The 19,201-nt window shown below is 67.3% G+C and carries 18 protein-coding genes and 1 pseudogene; 9 read left to right on the forward strand and 10 right to left on the reverse strand.

From position 1 onward, the window contains the following. From TY51_RS05915 to TY51_RS05935, 5 genes are all read right to left on the reverse strand, one after another. On the reverse strand, positions 1-1,014 hold a 1,014-nt coding region (locus TY51_RS05915), incomplete at its 3' end, for an oligopeptide/dipeptide ABC transporter ATP-binding protein (RefSeq protein WP_156117906.1). Beyond that, entirely contained in the window at positions 1,011-2,123 is a 1,113-nt protein-coding gene (locus tag TY51_RS05920; RefSeq protein ID WP_081994727.1) for an oligopeptide/dipeptide ABC transporter ATP-binding protein, read from the reverse strand. The genes TY51_RS05915 and TY51_RS05920, both read right to left, overlap by 4 nt. A 2-nt stretch (positions 2,124-2,125) precedes the next feature. Next, positions 2,126-3,052, reverse strand: a complete 927-nt coding sequence (locus TY51_RS05925; protein WP_373960421.1) for an ABC transporter permease subunit — start codon at positions 3,050-3,052, stop codon at positions 2,126-2,128. A 3-nt stretch (positions 3,053-3,055) separates the two neighbouring features. Beyond that, complete coding sequence (oppB, locus tag TY51_RS05930) at positions 3,056-3,979, reverse strand: oligopeptide ABC transporter permease OppB (RefSeq protein WP_042247154.1); 924 nt, start codon at positions 3,977-3,979, stop codon at positions 3,056-3,058. An 85-nt stretch (positions 3,980-4,064) separates the two neighbouring features. Beyond that, the gene (locus TY51_RS05935) at positions 4,065-5,666 is read right to left on the reverse strand and encodes an ABC transporter substrate-binding protein (protein WP_042247156.1); all 1,602 of its coding nucleotides are present in this window, start codon (positions 5,664-5,666) and stop codon (positions 4,065-4,067) included. A gap of 130 nt (positions 5,667-5,796) precedes the next feature. Between TY51_RS05935 and cobU the strand changes: the two genes are divergently transcribed. The 5 genes from cobU to TY51_RS05960 all read left to right on the forward strand — a co-directional run bounded on the left by cobU (position 5,797) and on the right by TY51_RS05960 (position 10,554). Further along, a complete protein-coding gene (cobU, locus tag TY51_RS05940; RefSeq protein ID WP_042247157.1) occupies positions 5,797-6,327 on the forward strand; it encodes a bifunctional adenosylcobinamide kinase/adenosylcobinamide-phosphate guanylyltransferase in 531 nt (176 codons plus the stop codon). Then, entirely contained in the window at positions 6,314-7,267 is a 954-nt protein-coding gene (gene cobT, locus TY51_RS05945) for a nicotinate-nucleotide--dimethylbenzimidazole phosphoribosyltransferase (RefSeq protein ID WP_042247159.1), read from the forward strand. Before cobU ends, cobT begins: the two co-directional genes overlap by 14 nt. Then, on the forward strand, positions 7,260-7,982 hold the full coding sequence (gene cobS, locus TY51_RS05950; RefSeq protein WP_042247161.1) for an adenosylcobinamide-GDP ribazoletransferase: 723 nt from the start codon (positions 7,260-7,262) through the stop codon (positions 7,980-7,982). Before cobT ends, cobS begins: the two co-directional genes overlap by 8 nt. 116 nt (positions 7,983-8,098) lie before the next feature. Then, positions 8,099-8,710 carry a TRAP transporter small permease subunit gene (locus tag TY51_RS05955; RefSeq protein WP_042247162.1) on the forward strand — a complete coding sequence of 204 codons (612 nt, stop codon included), beginning with the start codon at positions 8,099-8,101 and terminating at the stop codon, positions 8,708-8,710. After that, positions 8,707-10,554, forward strand: coding sequence for a TRAP transporter large permease subunit (locus tag TY51_RS05960; RefSeq protein ID WP_042247163.1), 1,848 nt, complete (start codon positions 8,707-8,709; stop codon positions 10,552-10,554). Before TY51_RS05955 ends, TY51_RS05960 begins: the two co-directional genes overlap by 4 nt. Positions 10,555-10,648: 94 nt before the next feature. Here the strand turns inward: TY51_RS05960 and TY51_RS05965 are convergent, their stop codons facing one another. After that, positions 10,649-11,767 (reverse strand): TRAP transporter substrate-binding protein, encoded by a 1,119-nt coding sequence (locus tag TY51_RS05965; protein WP_156117907.1) that lies wholly within the window; start codon positions 11,765-11,767, stop codon positions 10,649-10,651. A gap of 238 nt (positions 11,768-12,005) precedes the next feature. Here TY51_RS05965 and TY51_RS22505 point away from each other — a divergent pair, with 238 nt between their 5' ends. After that, positions 12,006-12,527, forward strand: a complete 522-nt coding sequence (locus TY51_RS22505) for a GntR family transcriptional regulator (RefSeq protein ID WP_052649848.1) — start codon at positions 12,006-12,008, stop codon at positions 12,525-12,527. After that, positions 12,518-13,420 carry an aminotransferase class I/II-fold pyridoxal phosphate-dependent enzyme gene (locus TY51_RS20135; protein ID WP_052649852.1) on the forward strand — a complete coding sequence of 301 codons (903 nt, stop codon included), beginning with the start codon at positions 12,518-12,520 and terminating at the stop codon, positions 13,418-13,420. Before TY51_RS22505 ends, TY51_RS20135 begins: the two co-directional genes overlap by 10 nt. Positions 13,421-13,424: 4 nt before the next feature. Here the strand turns inward: TY51_RS20135 and eno are convergent, their stop codons facing one another. From eno to TY51_RS05985, 4 genes are all read right to left on the reverse strand, one after another. Next, positions 13,425-14,699 (reverse strand): phosphopyruvate hydratase, encoded by a 1,275-nt coding sequence (gene eno, locus TY51_RS05975; protein WP_042247168.1) that lies wholly within the window; start codon positions 14,697-14,699, stop codon positions 13,425-13,427. Between the two features lie 60 nt (positions 14,700-14,759). After that, on the reverse strand, positions 14,760-15,251 hold the full coding sequence (locus TY51_RS20850) for an endonuclease/exonuclease/phosphatase family protein (RefSeq protein WP_231558930.1): 492 nt from the start codon (positions 15,249-15,251) through the stop codon (positions 14,760-14,762). Next, complete coding sequence (locus TY51_RS23215; protein ID WP_052649857.1) at positions 15,188-15,439, reverse strand: hypothetical protein; 252 nt, start codon at positions 15,437-15,439, stop codon at positions 15,188-15,190. The genes TY51_RS20850 and TY51_RS23215 overlap by 64 nt, the downstream gene beginning before the upstream one ends. 78 nt (positions 15,440-15,517) lie before the next feature. Continuing rightward, positions 15,518-16,906 carry a YdiU family protein gene (locus tag TY51_RS05985; RefSeq protein WP_042247171.1) on the reverse strand — a complete coding sequence of 463 codons (1,389 nt, stop codon included), beginning with the start codon at positions 16,904-16,906 and terminating at the stop codon, positions 15,518-15,520. Positions 16,907-17,016: 110 nt separating this feature from the next. On the opposite strand from TY51_RS05985, the gene obgE reads away from it, so the two are divergent. Together obgE and proB are read left to right on the forward strand one after the other, a co-directional pair. After that, complete coding sequence (obgE, locus tag TY51_RS05990; RefSeq protein WP_042247173.1) at positions 17,017-18,051, forward strand: GTPase ObgE; 1,035 nt, start codon at positions 17,017-17,019, stop codon at positions 18,049-18,051. Beyond that, positions 18,039-19,153, forward strand: a pseudogene (gene proB, locus TY51_RS05995) (glutamate 5-kinase). The gene obgE and the pseudogene proB overlap by 13 nt, the downstream one beginning before the upstream one ends. The last annotated feature ends 48 nt before the right edge of the window (positions 19,154-19,201 follow it).

The raw sequence follows: 19,201 nt of genomic DNA on the forward strand, positions 1-19,201 counted from the left end.
CTCGGTGCGGCGGGCGTGGGCGATTTCCGCGTCCGTCAGGGGGCCGGGGAAATGGCAGGCGACCTGATGATCGCCCACCGTCAGCACCGGCACCGATGCCGCGCATTCGGCCCGCGCACGGGGACAGCGCGTGCGGAACACGCAGCCCGATGGCGGGTTCATGGGCGAGGGCAGGTCGCCCGCCAGCGGCACGATGGTCTTGGCGGTCTCGATCGTCGGATCGGGGACCGGCACGGCGGACAGCAGCGCCTGCGTGTAAGGGTGCTGGGGGTTGGCATACAGCGCCTGGACCGGACCCATCTCCATCACCTTGCCCAGATACAGGACCATCACGCGGTCGCTGATATGTTTCACCACCGACAGGTCATGCGCAATGAAGATCAGCGCCAGACCCAGATCCTTCTGCAGGCGGATCAGCAGGTTGATCACCTGTGCCTGGATCGACACGTCCAGCGCGGACACCGGCTCATCGCAGATGATCAGCTTGGGCTCCACGATCAGGGCGCGGGCGATGCCGATGCGCTGGCACTGGCCGCCGCTGAATTCATGGGGATAGCGGTTGATCTGGTTGGGCAGCAGGCCGACCTTGTCCATCATCGCCTTAACCCGGTCGCGCACCTGGGCGCGGGGCAGGTCGGGGCGGTGCGTGGTCAGGGGTTCGGCGATGATCTGGCCCACGGTCATGCGCGGGTTCAGGCTGGCCAGCGGGTCCTGGAACACCATCTGGATGTCCTGGCGATAGGCCATCATCTGCCGCGGGCTCAGCGCCAGAAGGTCCTTGCCGTCGATCCATTCAGCCTGTCCCGTGGCCGGGACCAGCCCGATCAGCGCGCGGGCCAGGGTCGATTTTCCGCATCCGGATTCGCCCACAACGCCCAGGGTTTCCCCTGGCGCCAAGGCGAAATCGACGCCGTTCACCGCGCGCAGCGGGTTCGGGCGGGTCCAGGGCATCGCGCCCTCGGGGCGGATCTGGAAGGTCACGCGCAGGTCGCGCACGCTCAGAAGATCGCTCATGGCTTGGCCTCCGGTCCGGGGGTCTGGGTGGCACCGGCCGCGCCGGCACCGGCGACGGCGCCTTCGGGCAGGTGGTCGTCCGGCGGCAGGGTGTCACCAGCGGCGACCAGATCGGGCTGGGGATCGCTGATCATGTGCCGGGCCTGGACCTCTGCCACGGGGGCGTGGCAGGCGCGGGCGCGGCCGGGTTCGAACTCCTCCAGCGGGGGATCGATGCGGTCACAGCCCTCGCGGCGATAGGGGCAGCGCGGCTCGAACGCGCAGCCTGAGGGCGGGCGGCTCATGTTCGGGGGCTGGCCGGGGATGGCGCGCAGTTCGTCGTCATCCTGGTCGACCCGCGGGATCGCGTCCAGCAGGCCTTGGGTATAGGGATGCGTCGGATCGGCAAAGATCGGGCGCACCGGACCGGTTTCCCGGATACGCCCGCCATACATGACCGCGACCCGTTCGCAGGACCCCGCGACCACGCCCAGATCATGCGTGATCAGGATCATCGCCATGCCGAAATCGCGCTGCAGGTCCGACAGCAGCGCCATGATCTGCGCCTGCACGGTCACGTCCAGGGCGGTCGTGGGTTCGTCCGCGATCAGCAGCTTGGGCCGGCACAGCAGTGCCATGGCGATCATCACCCGCTGCCGCATGCCGCCCGAAAATTCATGCGGATAGAGGCGGATGCGCCCCTTGGCGTCGGGGATCTTGACCGCGTCCAGCATCTGGACGGCTTGCGTGACGGCATCGCGTTTCGACAGGCCCTTGTGGAGGGTCAGCACCTCGGCCATCTGGTCGGCCACCCGCATGTAGGGATTCAGAGAGGTCATCGGGTCCTGAAAGATCATCGCGATCTGTTCGGCGCGGATGCGGTTCAGCACCTTGACCGGGGCGTTCAGGATTTCCTGTCCGTCGAAACGGACGCTGCCGGATGCCGCGCCGTTGCGCGCCAGAAGCCCCATGATGGCGAAGGACAGCTGCGACTTGCCGCTGCCGGATTCGCCGACGATGCCCAAGGTCTGGCCCGCGTCGATGGACAGGTTCACGTCGTTGACGGCCCGGACCTCGGCATCGTTGGTCTGGAAGCGGACCGACAGGTCGCGCAGTTCGAGAAGGGCCATGATTACCGCTCCTTGGGGTCGAGGGCGTCACGCAGGCCGTCGCCCACGAAGAAGAAGCCGAACAGCGTGATCACGAAGAAGAACAGCGGAAAGGCCAGCTGCCACAGCGTGCCATAGTTCATTGTGCCCGCCCCTTCGGAGATCAACGCGCCCCAGCTGGTCAGGGGTTCCTGAACGCCCAGACCCAGAAAGCTGATGAAGCTTTCCGTCAGGATCATCAGCGGCACCAGCAGCGTCGCATAGACCGCGACGACGCCCAGCAGGTTCGGGACGATATGGCGGATGATGATGCGGAAGGACGAGACGCCGGTGGCGCGCGCGGCCTCGATGAATTCACGGTTCTTAAGGCTAAGCGTCTGGCCGCGAACGATTCTGCTCATGTCCAGCCAGCTGATCAGGCCGATGCCCAGAAACAGCATCGACATGGACCGCCCGAACATCACCAGCAGCAGGATCAGCACGAACATGTAGGGGATCGACATCAGGATATCGACGGTCCGCATCATGATCTGGTCGGTGCGTCCGCCGACATAGCCCGCCGTCGCGCCATACAGCGTGCCGACGATGACCGCGATGGCGGCGCCGACGACGCCGACCATCAGGCTGATCCGCGTGCCTTGGACCACACGCGCGTACAGGTCGCGGCCCAGGTTGTCGGTACCGAAGAAGTGGCCGTTCTCCAGCGAGGGCTGGCCCATCTGGGCGACCTGGCCCATGACGCTGAAATCCAGCTCCTCGTTGGACCATTGCGCGACATAGCCGCCAAAGATCGCGAACAGCGACACCAGCACAAGGATCATCAGGCCCAGCATCGCGGCCTTGTTGCGGAAGAACCGCTTGCGCGCGTCGGCCCAGGGGCTGCGGCCCTTGACCTCGGCCTCGACAAAGCGGTCGGACAGGGACTGCATCTTGGATTGATCGATGACCATGACCTAGTACCTGATCTTGGGGTCGATCCATGCGTAAAGCACGTCGACGATGAGGTTGAAGAGGATGGTCAGCGCGCCCACCAGGATGGTGACTCCCATCATCACGGCATAGTCGCGGTTCAGCGCGCTATCCACGAAGGCCTTGCCGATGCCCCCGGTCGAGAAATAGATGTCGATCACCACCGACCCGGTGATCATCGACACGAAGACCGGCCCCAGGTAGCTGATGACCGGCAGCATGGCAGGCTTCAGCGCGTGGCGGATGATGACGCGGTGTTCGGGCATCCCCTTGGCGCGCGCGGTGCGGATGTGGTTCGAGCCCAGCACCTCCAGCATCGACGACCGGGTGATGCGCGCGATTGACGCCATGTAGCTGGTCGACAGCGCGATCACCGGCATGATCCAGAAACTGGGATTGCTGAACGACCAGCCGCCGCCCGGCAGCAGGCCGTACCACAGCGTGAAGACCAGCACCAACAACGGCGCCATCACGAAGTTCGGCAGCACCTGTGCCCCGATCGAGATGCCCACGGCCAGGTAATCGATCCAGCTGTTGTGCCAGATCGCGGCGACGACGCCCAGGGCGACGCCCATGACGACGGCCGCGATGAAGGACAACCCACCATAGGTCAGCGTCACCGGAAAGCCATTGGCGATCAGCTGGTTCACGGTCCGGTCGGGATAGACGAAGCTGGGACCGAAATCGAAATGGACGACCACGTTGACCAGATAGTTCCAGATCTGCAGCCACAGCGGGTCGTTCAGGCCGTATTGCGCCTCGAGATTGGCAAGGACGGCCGGGGGCAGGGCGCGTTCGCCCGTGAAGGGTCCGCCCGGTGCCATTTGCATCAGGACGAACGAAAAGACGATCAGCAGAAGCAGCGTGGGTATCGCCACCGCCAGCCGTCGCAGGATGAATGCGAACATCGCGTGGGGCCTTCCCTGCGGGATGGATGAAAAACGACAGGGCCGGGGCGGTCGCGCCGCCCCGGCCCCCGGTCAGGATGCCACCTTATTCGGCGACGCGATACAGATCCTTGGCGTACCAGGTGTTCAGCAGGTTCTCCCGCGGCAGACCCTTGATCGCCGGGTTGATCATGTCGACGTCGGCATAGTGATAGACGAAGACCGCCGGGTTTTCCTCGGCCAGGATCTCCTCGGCGCGGCTGTACAGGGGCGCCGTGTCCTCGGCGGTGCGGGCGTCGACCAGCAGCTTGTCGTATTCCTCGTTCGACCACTTGCCGCTGTTGTAGCCGGTGGTGCGGAACCAATCCAGGAAGGTCGTCGCCTCGTCATAGTCGGCGCACCAGGCATAGCGCGCCATCTCGAAGTCCTGGTTCTGCAGGCGGTCGGTGTGGACGGCCCATTCGACGTTGTTCAGCTCGATCTCGATGCCCAGGGGGCGCCAGAACTGCTGCGCCGCGATCGCCAGCAGGCGGTGGCTGTCGTCGGTGTTGTACTGCAGCTGGATGCGGACCGGGTTGTCGGGACCGTATCCGGCCTCGGCCAGCAGTTCCGTGGCGCGTGCCATGCGGGCCTCCATCGGCATGTCCTTCATGCCGCCTTCGGGGGCCGAAAACCCGTCGATGGCCCAATGGGTCCAGCTGTAGGCGGGCTCCTGACCGCCTTGCAGCACCTGGTCCACGATGACCTCGCGGTTCAGCGACAGGGCCATCGCCTCGCGGACGCGGGCGTCCTTGAGGACCTCGGGGCCTTTTTCAGACAGGTTGAAGATATAGGCATAGGAACAGCCGTTCGGCACCGACACCGCGGCCTCGGGGAACTCCTCGGACAGGCGGGGGAACTGGCCCGCGGGGATCTGCACGCGGTCAAGCTCTCCGGCCTGATAGCGGGTCAGGGCGACATTGTTGTCGTTGACGGTCACGCCGCGGACGGTCTCCATCAGGACGTTCTCGGCGTCCCAGTATTCCGGATTCTTCTGGAACACGATCTCGACGCCCAGGTTGTGGCTGGCCAGCGTGTAGGCGCCGTTGCCCACGATGTTGCCGGGCTGGACCCAGGCATCGCCCAGCTCCTCGACCACGGCGCGCGGGATCGGATAGGTCGTGGTGTGCGACAGGGTCTTGATGAAATAGGGGGTCGGCGTCGTCAGGCGCACCTGCAGGGTGCGGTCGTCCAGCGCGGTCACGCCCAGCTGGTCCGGCTCCATCTCTCCGGCGATGATCTGGGTCGCGTTCTCGATGTTCATCAGTTCCAGGTACCAGGCGTATTCCGACGCGGTCTCCGGGGTCGCCACGCGCTGCCAGGCATAGACGAAATCGTCGGCGGTGACCGGGTCGCCGTTGGACCAGTTCGCCTCGCGCAGATTGAACGTGTAGGTCAGGCCGTCCTCGGACGCCTCGAAGGTTTCGGCCATGCCGGGGATCATCTCGCCCTGCGCGTCCTGGATCATCAGGCCCTCGAACAGCGAGCGCAGCGCGTCCGACCCTTCGACGTCGGTGTTCTTGGCCGGGTCAAGCGACTTGATCGCGTCCAGCAGCCAATAGGTATAGGTCTGGTTCTCGGCCAGGGTCTCGCCCTCGGCGGGTTGCACGGCCCATGCGGGCATCGCCATTGCGGTCAGCAGGGCGGTCGTCGCGAAAAGCTTGGTCATCCCAACTCCTCCAAGTTGTGTGTCGGTGTCGTGTCGCACCGGAATGGCGCGAGGTTTAGTGAAAGCGCGGGTGTGGGCAAGCGGCGTTTCACGCTTTCCAACCCGCCCGCCCTGTGGAAAATAGGCCCGCATGACGCAACGGGGACATATCACGCTGGTGACGGGCGGCGCACGATCCGGCAAGTCGGCCCTGGCCGAACGGTTGGTCCTGCGCCATGCGATGCCGCGCATCTATATCGCCACGGCCCAGGCCCGCGACGCCGAGATGGGCGAAAGAATCAAGGCGCATCAACAGGATCGCGGCGACGGTTGGCGCACGATCGAAGAACCGCTGGACCTTGTCGGCACCCTGCGCGCGACCGACGGGCAGGGCGTGCGGCTGGTCGATTGCCTGACGCTGTGGATGTCCAACTGCATGGGCTCGGCGGATATCGGCGCATTGACGATGACGTTACGTCAGCAATGCTGCCCTGTCGTGCTGGTCAGCAACGAACTTGGGCAGGGGATCGTGCCGGACAATGCGCTGGCGCGCCGGTTCCGCGACGATCACGGACGGATGAACCAGGCGGTGGCGGCGCTGGCCGATCAGGTCTGGATGGCCGTAAGCGGCATGCCCCTGCGTCTGAAACCCATGGCAGAGAGCCCCGATGACCCGATTTGACCAGACCGCCGCCGACCGCGCCGCCGACCGTCAGGCAACACTGACCAAACCTGCCGGATCGCTTGGCCGACTGGAGGCGCTGGCCGTGTTCATGGCGGGGTGGCAGGGGACCGACCGGCCAGCGCTGGACCGCGCGCAGGCGCTGGTCTTTGCCGGCAACCACGGGATCACCGCGCAGGGCGTCACGCCCTTTCCGCCCGCAGTGACGGCGGCGATGGTCGCGAACTTTCGCGCGGGCGGTGCGGCGATCAATCAGTTGTGCCGGGTCGCGGGGGCCGATCTGGGCATCGTCCCGCTGGATCTGGGCCGTCCCACCGCCGATTTCACCCAAGGCCCGGCCATGACGCAGGCCGAGGTCACTGATGCGATGGCGCAGGGCGCCGCCGCCGTCGACCCGACGGCCCAGATCCTGCTGCTGGGAGAAATGGGGATCGGCAACTCCACGACCTCGGCCGCGCTGGCGGCGGCGACGTTTGGCGGGCGGGCCGAAGATTGGGTCGGCCCCGGCACCGGCGCACAGGGCGCAATGCTGGCCGCCAAGGTCCGCGTCGTCACCGAGGGACTGGCCCGCCACACCGTGACCGGCACGGGGGACACGCTGGCCGCGTTCGGCGGGCGCGAACAGGCGGCGATCTGCGGCGCGGTGCAGCGCGCGCGCGACTTGCGCATTCCGGTGATCCTGGACGGGTTCATCTGCACCGCCGCTGCCGGTGTGCTGACCCGCGACGACCCGGATGCGCTGGCCCATTGCCTGATCGGCCATGAAAGCGCCGAGCCCGGCCACCGCCGCCTGATCGCCGCGCTGGCGATGCAGCCTGTCCTGTCGCTGGACATGCGCTTGGGCGAGGGGTCGGGCGCCGCCGTGGCCCTGCTGGTGCTGCGCGCCGCGCTGGAATGCCACAACGGCATGGCGACATTCGCCGAGGCCGGGATTGTCTAGGCCCCGCCAGATCATCCTGGCGCTGGTGTTTCTGACGCGGTTGCCGCTTGGTCGCCTGTTGCCGCCTGAAATCCTGCCACTGTCGCGCGCGGCCTGGGCCTTTCCGCTGGCCGGGGCGGTGCTGGGGCTGCTGGCCGGGGTGCCCTTGTGGATCATGGGACCGGGCCTGCTGCCCGCGGCGCTGTCGGTCGCGCTGGCGGTCTGGCTGACAGGCGCGTTGCACGAGGATGCGCTGGCCGATTTCGCCGACGCGGGCGGCGGGCGCGACCGCGCCGACCGGCTGCGCATCATGCGCGAATCGACCATCGGCAGCTATGGCGCGGCGGCGCTGGTGACGACGGGACTGGTCCGGGTCGCGGCGCTGGCGGCGCTTGGCCCGCTGGCGCTGATCGCGGCGGTCGCGGCGGGGCGGGTGGCCCCCGTGATGCTGATGCGGACGCTGCCGCCTGCACGGGACGACGGGCTGGGGCAGGGTGCCGGACAACCCTCGCGCCGGGCGGTGGTGGCGGCGACGCTGACCGGGGTGCTGGCGCTGCTCTTGGGCGCGCCGGGGCCGGGGGGCGCGTTCCTGGCGATGGCCCTGATCGGGCTGTCGGTGGTGGCGGTGTCGCGCCGCGCCAGCCGCCTGCTGGGCGGGCAGACGGGCGACGTCCTGGGGGCATCGGTCCTGCTGGCGGAATGTGCGGCCCTGGTCGGCATGGCCGCCTTGACCTAGGGTCAGGTGGCGGAAAAACTTGACCCGCGCAGGTCGCTTGCCGCATATCCTGCCAGCCAGAATGACCGGGTCAACCGGACTGCGGCCCAAGCCGCACCTTGAGGGAGGAGCATATCATGAGCGGCCTGTTGGCCCTTTCGCGCGGCATCGACCGTGTCACGACGCTGATCGGGCGCAGCGTCGCCTGGCTGATCCTGCTGGCCGTCGTCATCAGCGCGACCAACGCGATCATCCGCAAGGCGTTCAGCATGTCCTCGAACGCGTGGCTGGAGGCGCAGTGGTACCTGTTCGGCGCGGCCTTCATGCTGGCCTCGGCCTGGACGCTGCTGGAAAACGAACACATCCGCATCGACGTGATCTATGGCCGCTGGTCGCGCCGGGTACAGCACTGGATCGATCTGCTGGGCACGGTCCTGTTCCTGATGCCCTTTACCACCGTCATGCTGTGGCTGACCTGGCCCGCGCTGATGGGCAGCATCCGCAGCGGAGAGATCTCGATGAACGCGGGCGGTCTGCCCCTGTGGCCGGCGCGCGCCGTGCTGGTCGTGGGATTCGGCATGCTGTTCGCGCAGGGCCTGTCCGAGATCGTCAAGAAGATCGCCGTCATGCGCGGCATCATCCCCGATCCGCACCAGAATACCGGCCCGAACGAAGCCGCCATCCACGAGGCCGAGCTGATGCTGGCAGGCCGCACCGACCGAACCGATGAATCGGAGCGCCGCCCGTGATCGACCTTATCGCCCACAACCTTGCCCCCATCATGTTCTTCTCAATGGTGGCGTTCCTGCTGTTCGGCTATCCGATCGCATTCGCACTGGCGGCTAACGGGCTGCTGTTCTTCTTCTTCGGGGTGTTCCTGACGCCGCTGTCCGACCAGGTGAACCTGGGCTGGAACCTGCTGGGCGCGCTTGGCGACCGGGTCTTTGGCGTGATGCGCAACGACACGCTGCTGGCCATCCCGTTCTTCACGCTGATGGGGATCGTGCTGGAACGGTCCCGCATGGCCGAAGAACTGCTGGACACCATAGGCCAGCTGTTTGGCCCGGTGCGCGGTGGCCTGGCCTATGCCGTGATCTTGGTGGGGGCCCTGCTGGCGGCGACGACCGGCGTGGTCGCGGCATCGGTCATCTCCATGGGGCTGATCTCGCTGCCGATCATGATGCGGTACGGCTATGACAAAAGCCTGTCGACGGGCGTGATCGCCGCGTCGGGGACGCTGGCGCAGATCATCCCGCCGTCGCTGGTGCTGATCGTGCTGGCCGACCAGCTGGGCCGGTCGGTGGGCGACATGTACAAGGCCGCGATGGTCCCGGCGCTGGCGCTGGTCGCCCTGTACATCGTCTATGTCCTGGTCCTGTCGATCATCCGTCCCAAGGCCATGCCCGCCCTGCCGATGGAGGCCCGCAGCCTGGGCGGCGGCGGCTGGTCGCTGGTCTTCGTCATCGCCCTGGCGGTCGCGATCTATCAGGGTGCCAGCTGGTGGATGGATGCCAACGGTGTCACCAACGCGCCGATCTGGGCCGCAACCGTCGCGGTGGTGGTGCTGCTGATCCTGGCGGTGACCGACCGCGCCACCGGCGGCCGCTGGCTGTCGCCGATGACCCGCCAGGTCATCATCGTGATGATCCCGCCGCTGGCGCTGGTCTTCCTGGTGCTGGGCACGATCTTCCTGGGCATCGCCACCCCGACCGAGGGCGGCGCGATGGGCGCCATGGGCGCGCTGATCCTGTCGGCGATCAAGGGGCGTCTCAGCTATGACGTGCTGAACCAGGCGCTGCTGTCGACGGTCAAGCTGTCGGCCTTCGTCATGTTCATCCTGATCGGGGCGACGGTGTTCTCACTGACCTATTATTCGGTGAACGGCCATATCTGGGTCCGCGACCTGCTGACCGCGCTGCCGGGCGGGGTGATCGGGTTCCTGATCGTGTCCTGTGTCATCATCTTCATCCTGGGCTTCTTCCTGGACTTCTTCGAGCTGGCCTTCGTCATCGTGCCGCTGCTGATCCCGGCGGCGAACGCGCTTGGGGTCGATCTGGTGTGGTTCGGGGTGATCCTGGCGGTGACGATGCAGACCTCGTTCCTGACGCCGCCGGTGGGCTTTGCGCTGTTCTATCTGCGATCGGTCGCGCCGCGGAAAACCTATCGCGACAAGATCACCGGGCTGATGATGGACCCGATCACCACCCTGAACATCTATCGCGGGGCCGTGCCCTTCGTGGGGCTGCAGATCCTGATGATCGCGGCCGTGATCGCGTTCCCCGGCATGGTCATGCACTACAAGGGACCTGTCGTGGACACGTCGAACATGCGGATCGAGATCCCCATGGGCGGCGGTCTTGGTGGCGGACTGGGCGGTGGCCTTGGCGGCGGATTGGGCGGCGGTCTGGGTGGCGGCGATGCGGCCCCACAGGGCGGAAACGGCGGCTTCGGCTCCCTTGGCGGCTTGGGCGGATCGCCTTTTGGCCAGCAGCAACCTGCGCCTGCTGCACCGGCACCCGCCACGCCTGCGCCCGCGGCCCCGTCGGGCGGCTTGGGCCTCGGCGGCCCGCCCCCCGGTCTGTCCGGGAACTAACCCCCTTGGGCCGGTCCGACCGGCCCCGAAACGGACATGAAAAAGCCGCCGCGCAGATGCTGCGCGGCGGCTGTTCCTTGTCAGGACTGTCGGATCAGCCGCCGACGGCCAAGGTGCCGTTGCGCTGCTGAATCATCATGAACGTGTCGAACGTGTATTCCGCGGTCTGCTGGTACAGGTACCAGTCGTCGCGGAACTGCAGCATCGCCTCGTACTGGGTCTTGAAGGACTCGTTCTCGGCCGACACCTCGGCATAGACCTCGTTCGCGGCGGCGAATGACGCGGCCAGAACCTCCTCGCTGAACGAGCGCAGCTGGGCGCCCGAACCCACCAGCTCCTTGAGCGCGGTCGGGTTCTTCATGTCGTATTTCGCCAGCATGTTCTGGTCGGTGGCCTGCGCGCAGGTGCGGAACAGCGACTTGTAGTTCTCCGGAAGCTGGTCCCACTGGCCCTTGTTCACGAAGAAGCTGACCGTCGGCCCGCCTTCCCAGAAACCGGGATAGTAGTAATAGGGCGCCACCTTCTGGAAGCCCAGCTTGCTGTCGTCATAGGGGCCGACCCATTCGGCCGCATCGATCGTGCCGCGTTCCAGCGACGGATAGATGTCGCCGCCCGCGATCTGCTGCGGCACCACGCCCAGCTTTTCGACCACCCGGCCCGCCAGGCCGGAAATGCGCATCTTCAGACCCTGCATGTCGGCCAGCGTATTGATTTCCTTGCGGTACCAGCCGCCGAACTGCACGCCCGTGTTGCCGCCCGGATAGCTGACCAGATTGTACTGTTCCAGGAAGGTGTTGTAGTTCTCGATGCCGCCGCCCTGATAGTTGTAGGCGTTCTTGGCGCGGGCCGAGAAGGTGAAGGGCAGGTCGGCGCCGCAGGCAAAGGCCGGGTCCTTGCCCCAGTTGTAATAGCCCACCGAATGCGAACATTCGACGGTGCCGTCGGTCGTGGCGTTGATCGCGTCCAGGCCAGGCACGATCTCTCCGGCGGAGAACACCTGAATCTGGAAGCGGCCGTCGGTGGCCTCGGACAGGCGCTGAGAGATTTCCTCGGCGCCGCCATAGATCGTGTCCAGCGACTTGGGAAAGCTGGAGGCCAGGCGCCAGTTGATCTGCGGTGCCTCTTGCGCGATGGCGGGTGCTGCCAGCACGCTGCCGGCTGCCGCCGCCGCACCGCCGATGGACGCCCGCGTGATGAAGGACCGCCGGTCCAACGCTTTGGAATCTTTCATTCTGTCTCCTCCGCTTGGGTCGGTGGGCCCCCTCGGCCCGCGACTTCCCACCCTGCATGGCGCACAGTTTAGCCCCGGTTTCCGGCCTGTCGAGTGTTCTGAGACCGATCCCCCAAGTTATTTTATGCAGCCGGGCCCGACGCGGTCGCGCAACCGCACGCGGGCGATTGTGCCGGCAAAAACGGCGCCTTATCAGGGATGTCGCGGCAAGGAGGCCCAGATGCGCATCGAGGATTGGCAGCCCGACCTGACCAGCCAGCCCGGACCCAAGTTCCGCGCCCTGGCCAACGCCTTGCGTGAGGCCGCCCGGTCGGGCCAACTGGCGCCCGGCACGCGCCTGCCGCCGATGCGCGACCTGGCCTGGCGGCTGAAGGTCACGACCGGAACCGTCGCCCGCGCCTATCAGGTGGCTGCCGCCGAAGGCGTCGTCGAGAGCCATGTCGGCCGCGGCAGCTTTATCGCTGCACCGCGTCCCCGCCGCCCGGTGCCGCAGCCGCTGCTGTACGAAAGCCTGGATCACCCCGCATCGCTGCAGGGTCCGGCGGACCTGCGTATCCCGCAACTGCCCGATTGCGGTCAGGCGCGCGTGCTGGCCACCCATCTGGCGGCGCTGGCGGCGGACATGGACGCGTCGGTGCTGGATTACACGCCGCTCAGCCGCGACCAGGATTGTCGGGCGGCGGCGGTGGACTGGATGGCGGTCCGGCCCCTGGGGGCGGTAGCGACCGCGACATGGTGCTGACCCATGGGGGGCAGCACGCGATCACGCTGGTCATGGCGCTGTGCCTGGCCGACCAGCCCGCGCAGGTCATGGTCGAGGCGCTGACATATCCCGGCATCACCCACGCCGCGCGCCTGATGCGCGCGCAGACCCAGCCCGTGGCGCTGGACGATCAGGGCATGATCCCTGAAGATCTGGACCGCGTCGCGCGGGCCACGGGGGCGCGGCTGGTCTGCCTGACGCCCTCGGCGCAGAACCCGACGCTGGCATCGATGGGGCCTGAACGCCGCGATGCCATCGTCGAGGTCGCGCGCCGCCACGACTTGCAGATCATCGAGGACGAATGCTATGCCCCCAGCCCGCGCGCAGACGCACCCGCCAGCCTGCGGGCGCTTGCGCCGGAGCGGGTCTGGCATGTCAGCAGCCTGTCCAAGATCATCGCCGCCGGCCTGCGTTTCGGCGTGCTGATCTGTCCCGAGGGGATGGGCCAGGCGGGCCGCGTCGCCGCCCAGCACAGCCACATGGGCCTGTCGCAGCCGATCACCGGGCTGGTCACACGGCTGCTGCGGTCGGGCGACGGCGACAGGATCGCGCGCGAGGTTCAGGCGCAGGTGGCGGATCGGCTGGCGCTGGCGCAGGACGCGCTGGCAGGTCTGGACGCGCGGGGTCAGGCGGGCGTGCCGATGGTCTGGCTGCCGCTGCCCGCGCCATGGACGGCGGCCGATTTCGCGGCGCGTGCGGCGGCGGCGGGGGTGATCGTGCGGCCGTCATCGGATTTCTGCGGGCCGGGTCAGGCGCCGGTGCAGGGCGTGCGCATCGCGCTGAACTGCAGGATGCCGCGCGACAGGCTGGCCGCCGCGCTGCAGACCCTGGGCCAGATGGCAAGGTCCGGCCCCGAGGCGGGGCCGGACTGAGGCGTCAGCGCAGGATGCTGCGGCCGGCGTATTCGGCGGTGGCGCCCAGCATTTCCTCGATGCGGATCAGCTGGTTGTATTTCGCCAGACGGTCCGACCGCGACAGCGATCCGGTCTTGATCTGGCCACAGTTCGTGGCGACGGCCAGATCGGCGATGGTGGCGTCCTCGGTCTCTCCCGAGCGGTGCGACATCACGCTGGTATAGCCGGCGCGGTCGGCCATGCGCACGGCGTCCAGCGTTTCCGACAGGGTGCCGATCTGGTTGACCTTCACCAGCAGGCTGTTGGCGCAGCCCGCCTCGATGCCGCGCGACAGGCGCACGGGGTTCGTGACGAACAGATCGTCCCCGACCAGCTGGATGCGGTCGCCGAGGCGGTCGGTCAGCATCTTCCAGCCGTCCCAGTCATCCTCGGAACAGCCGTCCTCGATCGACAGGATCGGATAGGCGTCGCAAAGGGCTGCCAGGTAATCGACGTTCTCTTCGGGCGACAGGGATTTCCCTTCGCCCTTCATCTCGTACTTGCTGCCGCGGAAATACTCGGTCGCGGCGCAATCCAGCGCCAGCATGATGTCCTCTCCGGGACGATAACCGGCCTTTTCGACCGCGCGCAGGATCACGTCCAGCGCATCGCGCGCCGATGACAGGTTGGGTGCGAACCCACCCTCGTCGCCGATGCTGGTGCTGAGACCGCCCGACGACAGCTCCTTTTTCAGCGTGTGAAAGATTTCCGACCCCATGCGCACGGCCTCGCGGATGTTCTCCGCAGAAACCGGCATGATCATGAATTCTTGGATGTCGATCGGGTTGTCGGCATGTTCGCCGCCGTTGATGATGTTCATCATCGGCACCGGCAGGATGCGCGCGCTGGTCCCGCCGACATAGCGGTACAGCGGCTGGTTGGTGGCGTCCGCCGCGGCCTTGGCCACCGCCATCGACACGCCCAGGATCGCGTTGGCGCCCAGGCGACCCTTGTTGGGGGTCCCGTCCAGTTCGCACATCATCATGTCGATGGCGCGCTGTTCGGTCGAATCCTCGCCCACCAGATTCTCGGCGATCTCGCCGTTGACGGCGGCCACCGCCTCCAGGACGCCCTTGCCCATGTAGCGGGACGTGTCGCCGTCGCGCTTTTCGACCGCCTCGTGCGCGCCGGTCGACGCGCCGGAGGGAACGGCCGCGCGGCCCATGGTGCCGTCTTCCAGGGTCACGTCGACCTCGACGGTCGGGTTGCCGCGGCTGTCCAGGATTTCACGGGCGAAGATGTCGATGATGGCGGTCATAAGCGCACTCCGGTTGATGCTTGGCGCCTTGTTAGCGCCGCAAGCCCGGTTTCGCAACGTTCACGGAAAGCGGATGCGCGCCCAGATCGGCAGGTGGTCGGACGCATCGCGTGCCCCCGCCTCGTTGAAGACGCCGGTTTCCAGAATGTGCAGGTTCGTGGACATCGCCATGCGGTCCAGCCGCAAGCGGGGCAGGGGCGCGGGCCAGGACGGGCCGGGTGCGATGACGCGGAACCCGGCCAGCGATTCAAGGCCCCGGTCGTCGCGCCATTCGTTGAAGTCGCCCATCATCACGATGTGGTCGTCGGCGATCCGCGACGCCTGCGCGGTGATCCGCGCCAGTTGCGCGCGCCGCGACGACCGCGCCAGCCCCAGATGCGCGCCGATCAGCGTCAGGCCGGGCAGGCGCAGCGCCACAGCGCCCCGCGGCTCCAGCCCAGGCAGGGGCAGACGGCGCAGCACCGCCTGTTCGGCCAAATGCGGGCGCATCAGGATGGTCTGGCCGTGCCAACCCAGGCTGCTTTCGGTCGTGCCATAGATGTTTGCGGGCACCAGCCGGTTTCAGACTGGATCAGCTTGCGGGGCAGGGCTTCGGGGCGGGCGCCCAGGCGAAAGTCGACCTCCTGCAGGGCGATGATGTCGGGGTCCAGCGCCCGGATCACCGCCAGGTTGCGCAGCGGCGCATGCGGGCCGGTCATGCCACGGCATTTGTGCAGGTTGTAGCTTGCGATCTTCAGCATCAATCCGTCCGAAATGGCGTTGCGGGTGATCTTGGCGGGGTTCGCGTCCTGCGCAAGGGGCAGGTGCGCACAACCCCGTCAGGTGCCGCAGAACGTCTGGCGAACCGCCTGCGCAGGCGTCGGTGCCTGCGCCAGATCTGCCCAATCGGCGCGCATGTCGTGCGGATGGGTGATCGCATCGAACAGCCGTTCAAACGGCGCCATATCCCCCGCCACGGCGGACGTGATGGCCTGTTCGACCCGGTGGTTGCGCGGAATGCGCCGCGGATTGGCCCGCGCCATCGCGGCCATGTCCGGCGACAGCGCCTGCCAGTCGCGCGCCCAGACGTCAAAGGCCGCCCTGTCGGTGAACTCGTCCCGCGCGGTGCCGTCCGACAGGCCCGCGAACACGCGAGTGAAGTCCGCCTTCTGTTCGGCCATCATCTGCAGCAGGCTTTCGATCAGCGACTGGTGCGCCTCGCCGTCGATGCCCAGCTTGGCGCCGAACCGGCGTAGCCATGCTGCCTGATACAGGGGGGCAAAGCGGTGGACGGCGGTGGTCGCGGCCTCGACCGCGGCCTCCTCCTCTCCCATCAGGGGGATCAGGCAGGTGGCGAACTGCGCCAGGTTCCAGACCGCGATCTGCGGCTGGTTCGCCCAGGCATAGCGGCCCTGACGGTCGATGGACGAGAACACCGTCTGCGGGTGATAGACATCCATGAAGGCGCAGGGACCGTAGTCGATCGTCTCGCCCGAGATTGCCATGTTATCGGTGTTCATCACCCCGTGGATGAAGCCCAGGGCCATCCATTGCGCAATGGTTTCGGCCTGCGCCGCCACGACCCGGTCCAGCAGCGCCAGCGGCCCGTCCGCACCGGGGTAATGGCGCGCGATCACATGGGCGGTCAGCGCCGCCAGCGCATCCTTACGGTCGCGCACGGCGAAATACTGGAACGTCCCGACGCGGATATGGCTGGCCGCGACCCGGGTCAGGACCGCGCCGGGCAACCCACCCTGTTCGCGCCAGACCTGATCGCCCGTGGCCACCGCGGCCAGCGCGCGGGTGGTGGGCACGCCCATCGCCGCCATGAATTCGCTGACCAGATATTCGCGCAGGACCGGTCCCATCCAGGCGCGCCCGTCACCCCTGCGAGAGAAGGGCGTGGGCCCCGATCCCTTGAGCTGCAGGTCGAAGCGCGCGCCGTCGGGGGCCACGACCTCTCCCAGCAGGACGGCGCGGCCGTCGCCCAGTTGCGGCACGAAGCCGCCGAACTGGTGCCCGGCATAGGCTTGGGCCAAGGGCGTCGCGCCCTGCGGCACGGCATTGCCCGCCAGCATCTCGACCGTCAGCGCGTCTCGGTCCAGCCCTAGCCGGTCCGCCAACGGCCCGTTCAGCGCCAGCAGGCTGGGAGCGGTCACGGGGGTGGGGTCCACACGGGCAAAGAACCCCTGCGGCATCCGGGCATAGCTGTTGTCGAAACGGATCATCTCGGTCTCCTTTGACCAATACATAGGCGCGCATCCCGGCATTGCCAGCCCGGAACCCTTGCGCCACAGGCGTCAAGGGCGTATCGGCATCCGGCAAAAGGAGCTGTCCCATGAAATTTCTCGACCTCGCCAAAGTCTATATCCGCTCGGGCGGGGGTGGCGCGGGCTGCGTGTCGTTCCGCCGCGAGAAGTTCATCGAATACGGCGGGCCCGATGGCGGCGACGGCGGCCGGGGCGGCGATGTCTGGGCGGTTGCGGTCGAGGGGCTGAACACCCTGATCGATTTCCGCTATCAGCAGCATTTCTTTGCCAAGTCCGGCCAGCACGGCATGGGCAGCCAGATGACCGGCAAATCCGCCGACGACGTCGAGCTGCGCGTACCCGTCGGCACCGAGATCCTGGACGAGGACGAGGAGACCGTGATCGCCGACATGACCGAGGTCGGGCAGCGCGTGCTGCTGGCCAAGGGCGGCAACGGGGGTTGGGGCAACCTGCATTTCAAATCCTCGACCAACCGCAGCCCGCGCACCGCCAATCCGGGGCTGGAAGGCGTAGAGCGCACCATCTGGCTGCGGCTGAAGCTGATCGCGGATGCGGGCCTTGTGGGCCTGCCCAATGCGGGCAAGTCGACCTTCCTGGCGGCGGTGTCCAACGCGCGCCCCAAGATCGCGGACTATCCCTTCACCACGCTGCATCCCAATCTGGGCGTCGTGGGCGTCGATACCTATGAATTCGTGATGGCCGACATTCCGGGGCTGATCGAAGGCGCATCCGAGGGCCGCGGCCTGGGCGATCAGTTCCTGGGCCATGTCGAACGCTCGAACGTGCTGCTGCATCTGGTCGACGGCACGTCCGAGACAGTGGCCGAGGATGCGCGCACCATCCTGACGGAACTGGCGGCCTATTCGCCGGTGCTGATGGACAAGCCCCGCGTGACTGCGCTGAACAAGATCGACGCGCTGGACGACGAGGAAATCGCCGAACGCCGCGCTGCGCTTGAGGCGGAACTGGGCCATCCGGTCATGCTGATGTCGGGTGTGGCCCGGACCGGCGTGACCGACGTGCTGCGCGCGCTGTGGACCCAGATCGAGCCGTCGCGCGCGCCCGCCGCGCCCGAAACGCCCGACGGGACATGGCAGCCGTGACCGTGCCGCAGCTTGACGCGGCCCGCAGGCTGGTCGTCAAGATCGGCTCGGCGCTGCTGGTCGGGCCCGAGGGACTGCGCGGCGACTGGCTGCGCGGGTTGTGCGATGACGTGGCTGCGTGGCGGGCGCGTGGTTGCGACGTGGTGCTGGTCAGTTCGGGGTCCATCGCGCTTGGGCGACGCGTGCTGGGCCTGCCCGCAGGCGCGCTTCCGCTGGAACAGGCGCAGGCCGCCGCGGCCGTGGGCCAGATCCGCCTGGCCCGTGCCTATGAGGAAGCTTTGGCCCCCCATGGCGTCATCACCGCACAGGTTCTGCTGACGCTGGAAGACAGCGCCGATCGCCGCCGCTATCTGAACAGCCGCGCGACGATGCAGACCCTGCTGGGCCTGGGTGTGGTGCCCATCGTGAACGAAAACGATACCGTCGCCACGGACGAGATCCGGTTCGGCGACAACGACCGCCTGGCGGCGCAGATCGCCGTGACCTGCGGCGCGGACCAGTTGCTGTTGTTGTCCGATGTGGACGGGTTGTACACCGCCAACCCCAAGACCGACCCCACTGCCCAGCATCTGCCGGTGATCGCGGCGATCACGCCGCAGATCGAGGCGATGGGCGGCGATCCCGTATCGGGCCTGTCCAAGGGCGGCATGAAGACCAAGCTGATGGCCGCGCGCACCGCGGTGGCGGGCGGATGTGCGATGGCGATTGCCGAGGGGTCGGTCCTCCGCCCGCTCTCAGCCGTTGCACAGGCGCCCGGACCACGTGGTTCCTGCCCGAGGCGGACCCGCAACTGGCGCGCAAACGCTGGATCGCCGCGATGAAGCCCAAGGGGACCGTGGTCGTGGACGATGGCGCGCGGCTGGCCCTTGGCCGCGGCAAGTCGCTGTTGCCCGCGGGTGTGATGCAGGTGCAGGGTGATTTCGGACGGGGCGATCCGGTGGCGATCACCGATCACGCGGGCCAGCGCCTGGCGACCGGACTGATCCGCTATACCGCAACCGAGGCGCGGGCCATCGCCGGGCACCAATCTGCACAAATCGAGACGATCCTTGGGTATCCAGGCCGAGCCGCCTTGGTGCACCGCGACGACATGGTGATGTAAATACCGTTTGTCTGCCGTGACCTCTGACGCATGAACTGCGCACGGGGG

Origin of the sequence: Paracoccus sp. PAMC 22219 (assembly GCF_000787695.1) — a bacterium.
Taxonomy (GTDB): Bacteria; Pseudomonadota; Alphaproteobacteria; order Rhodobacterales; family Rhodobacteraceae; genus Paracoccus.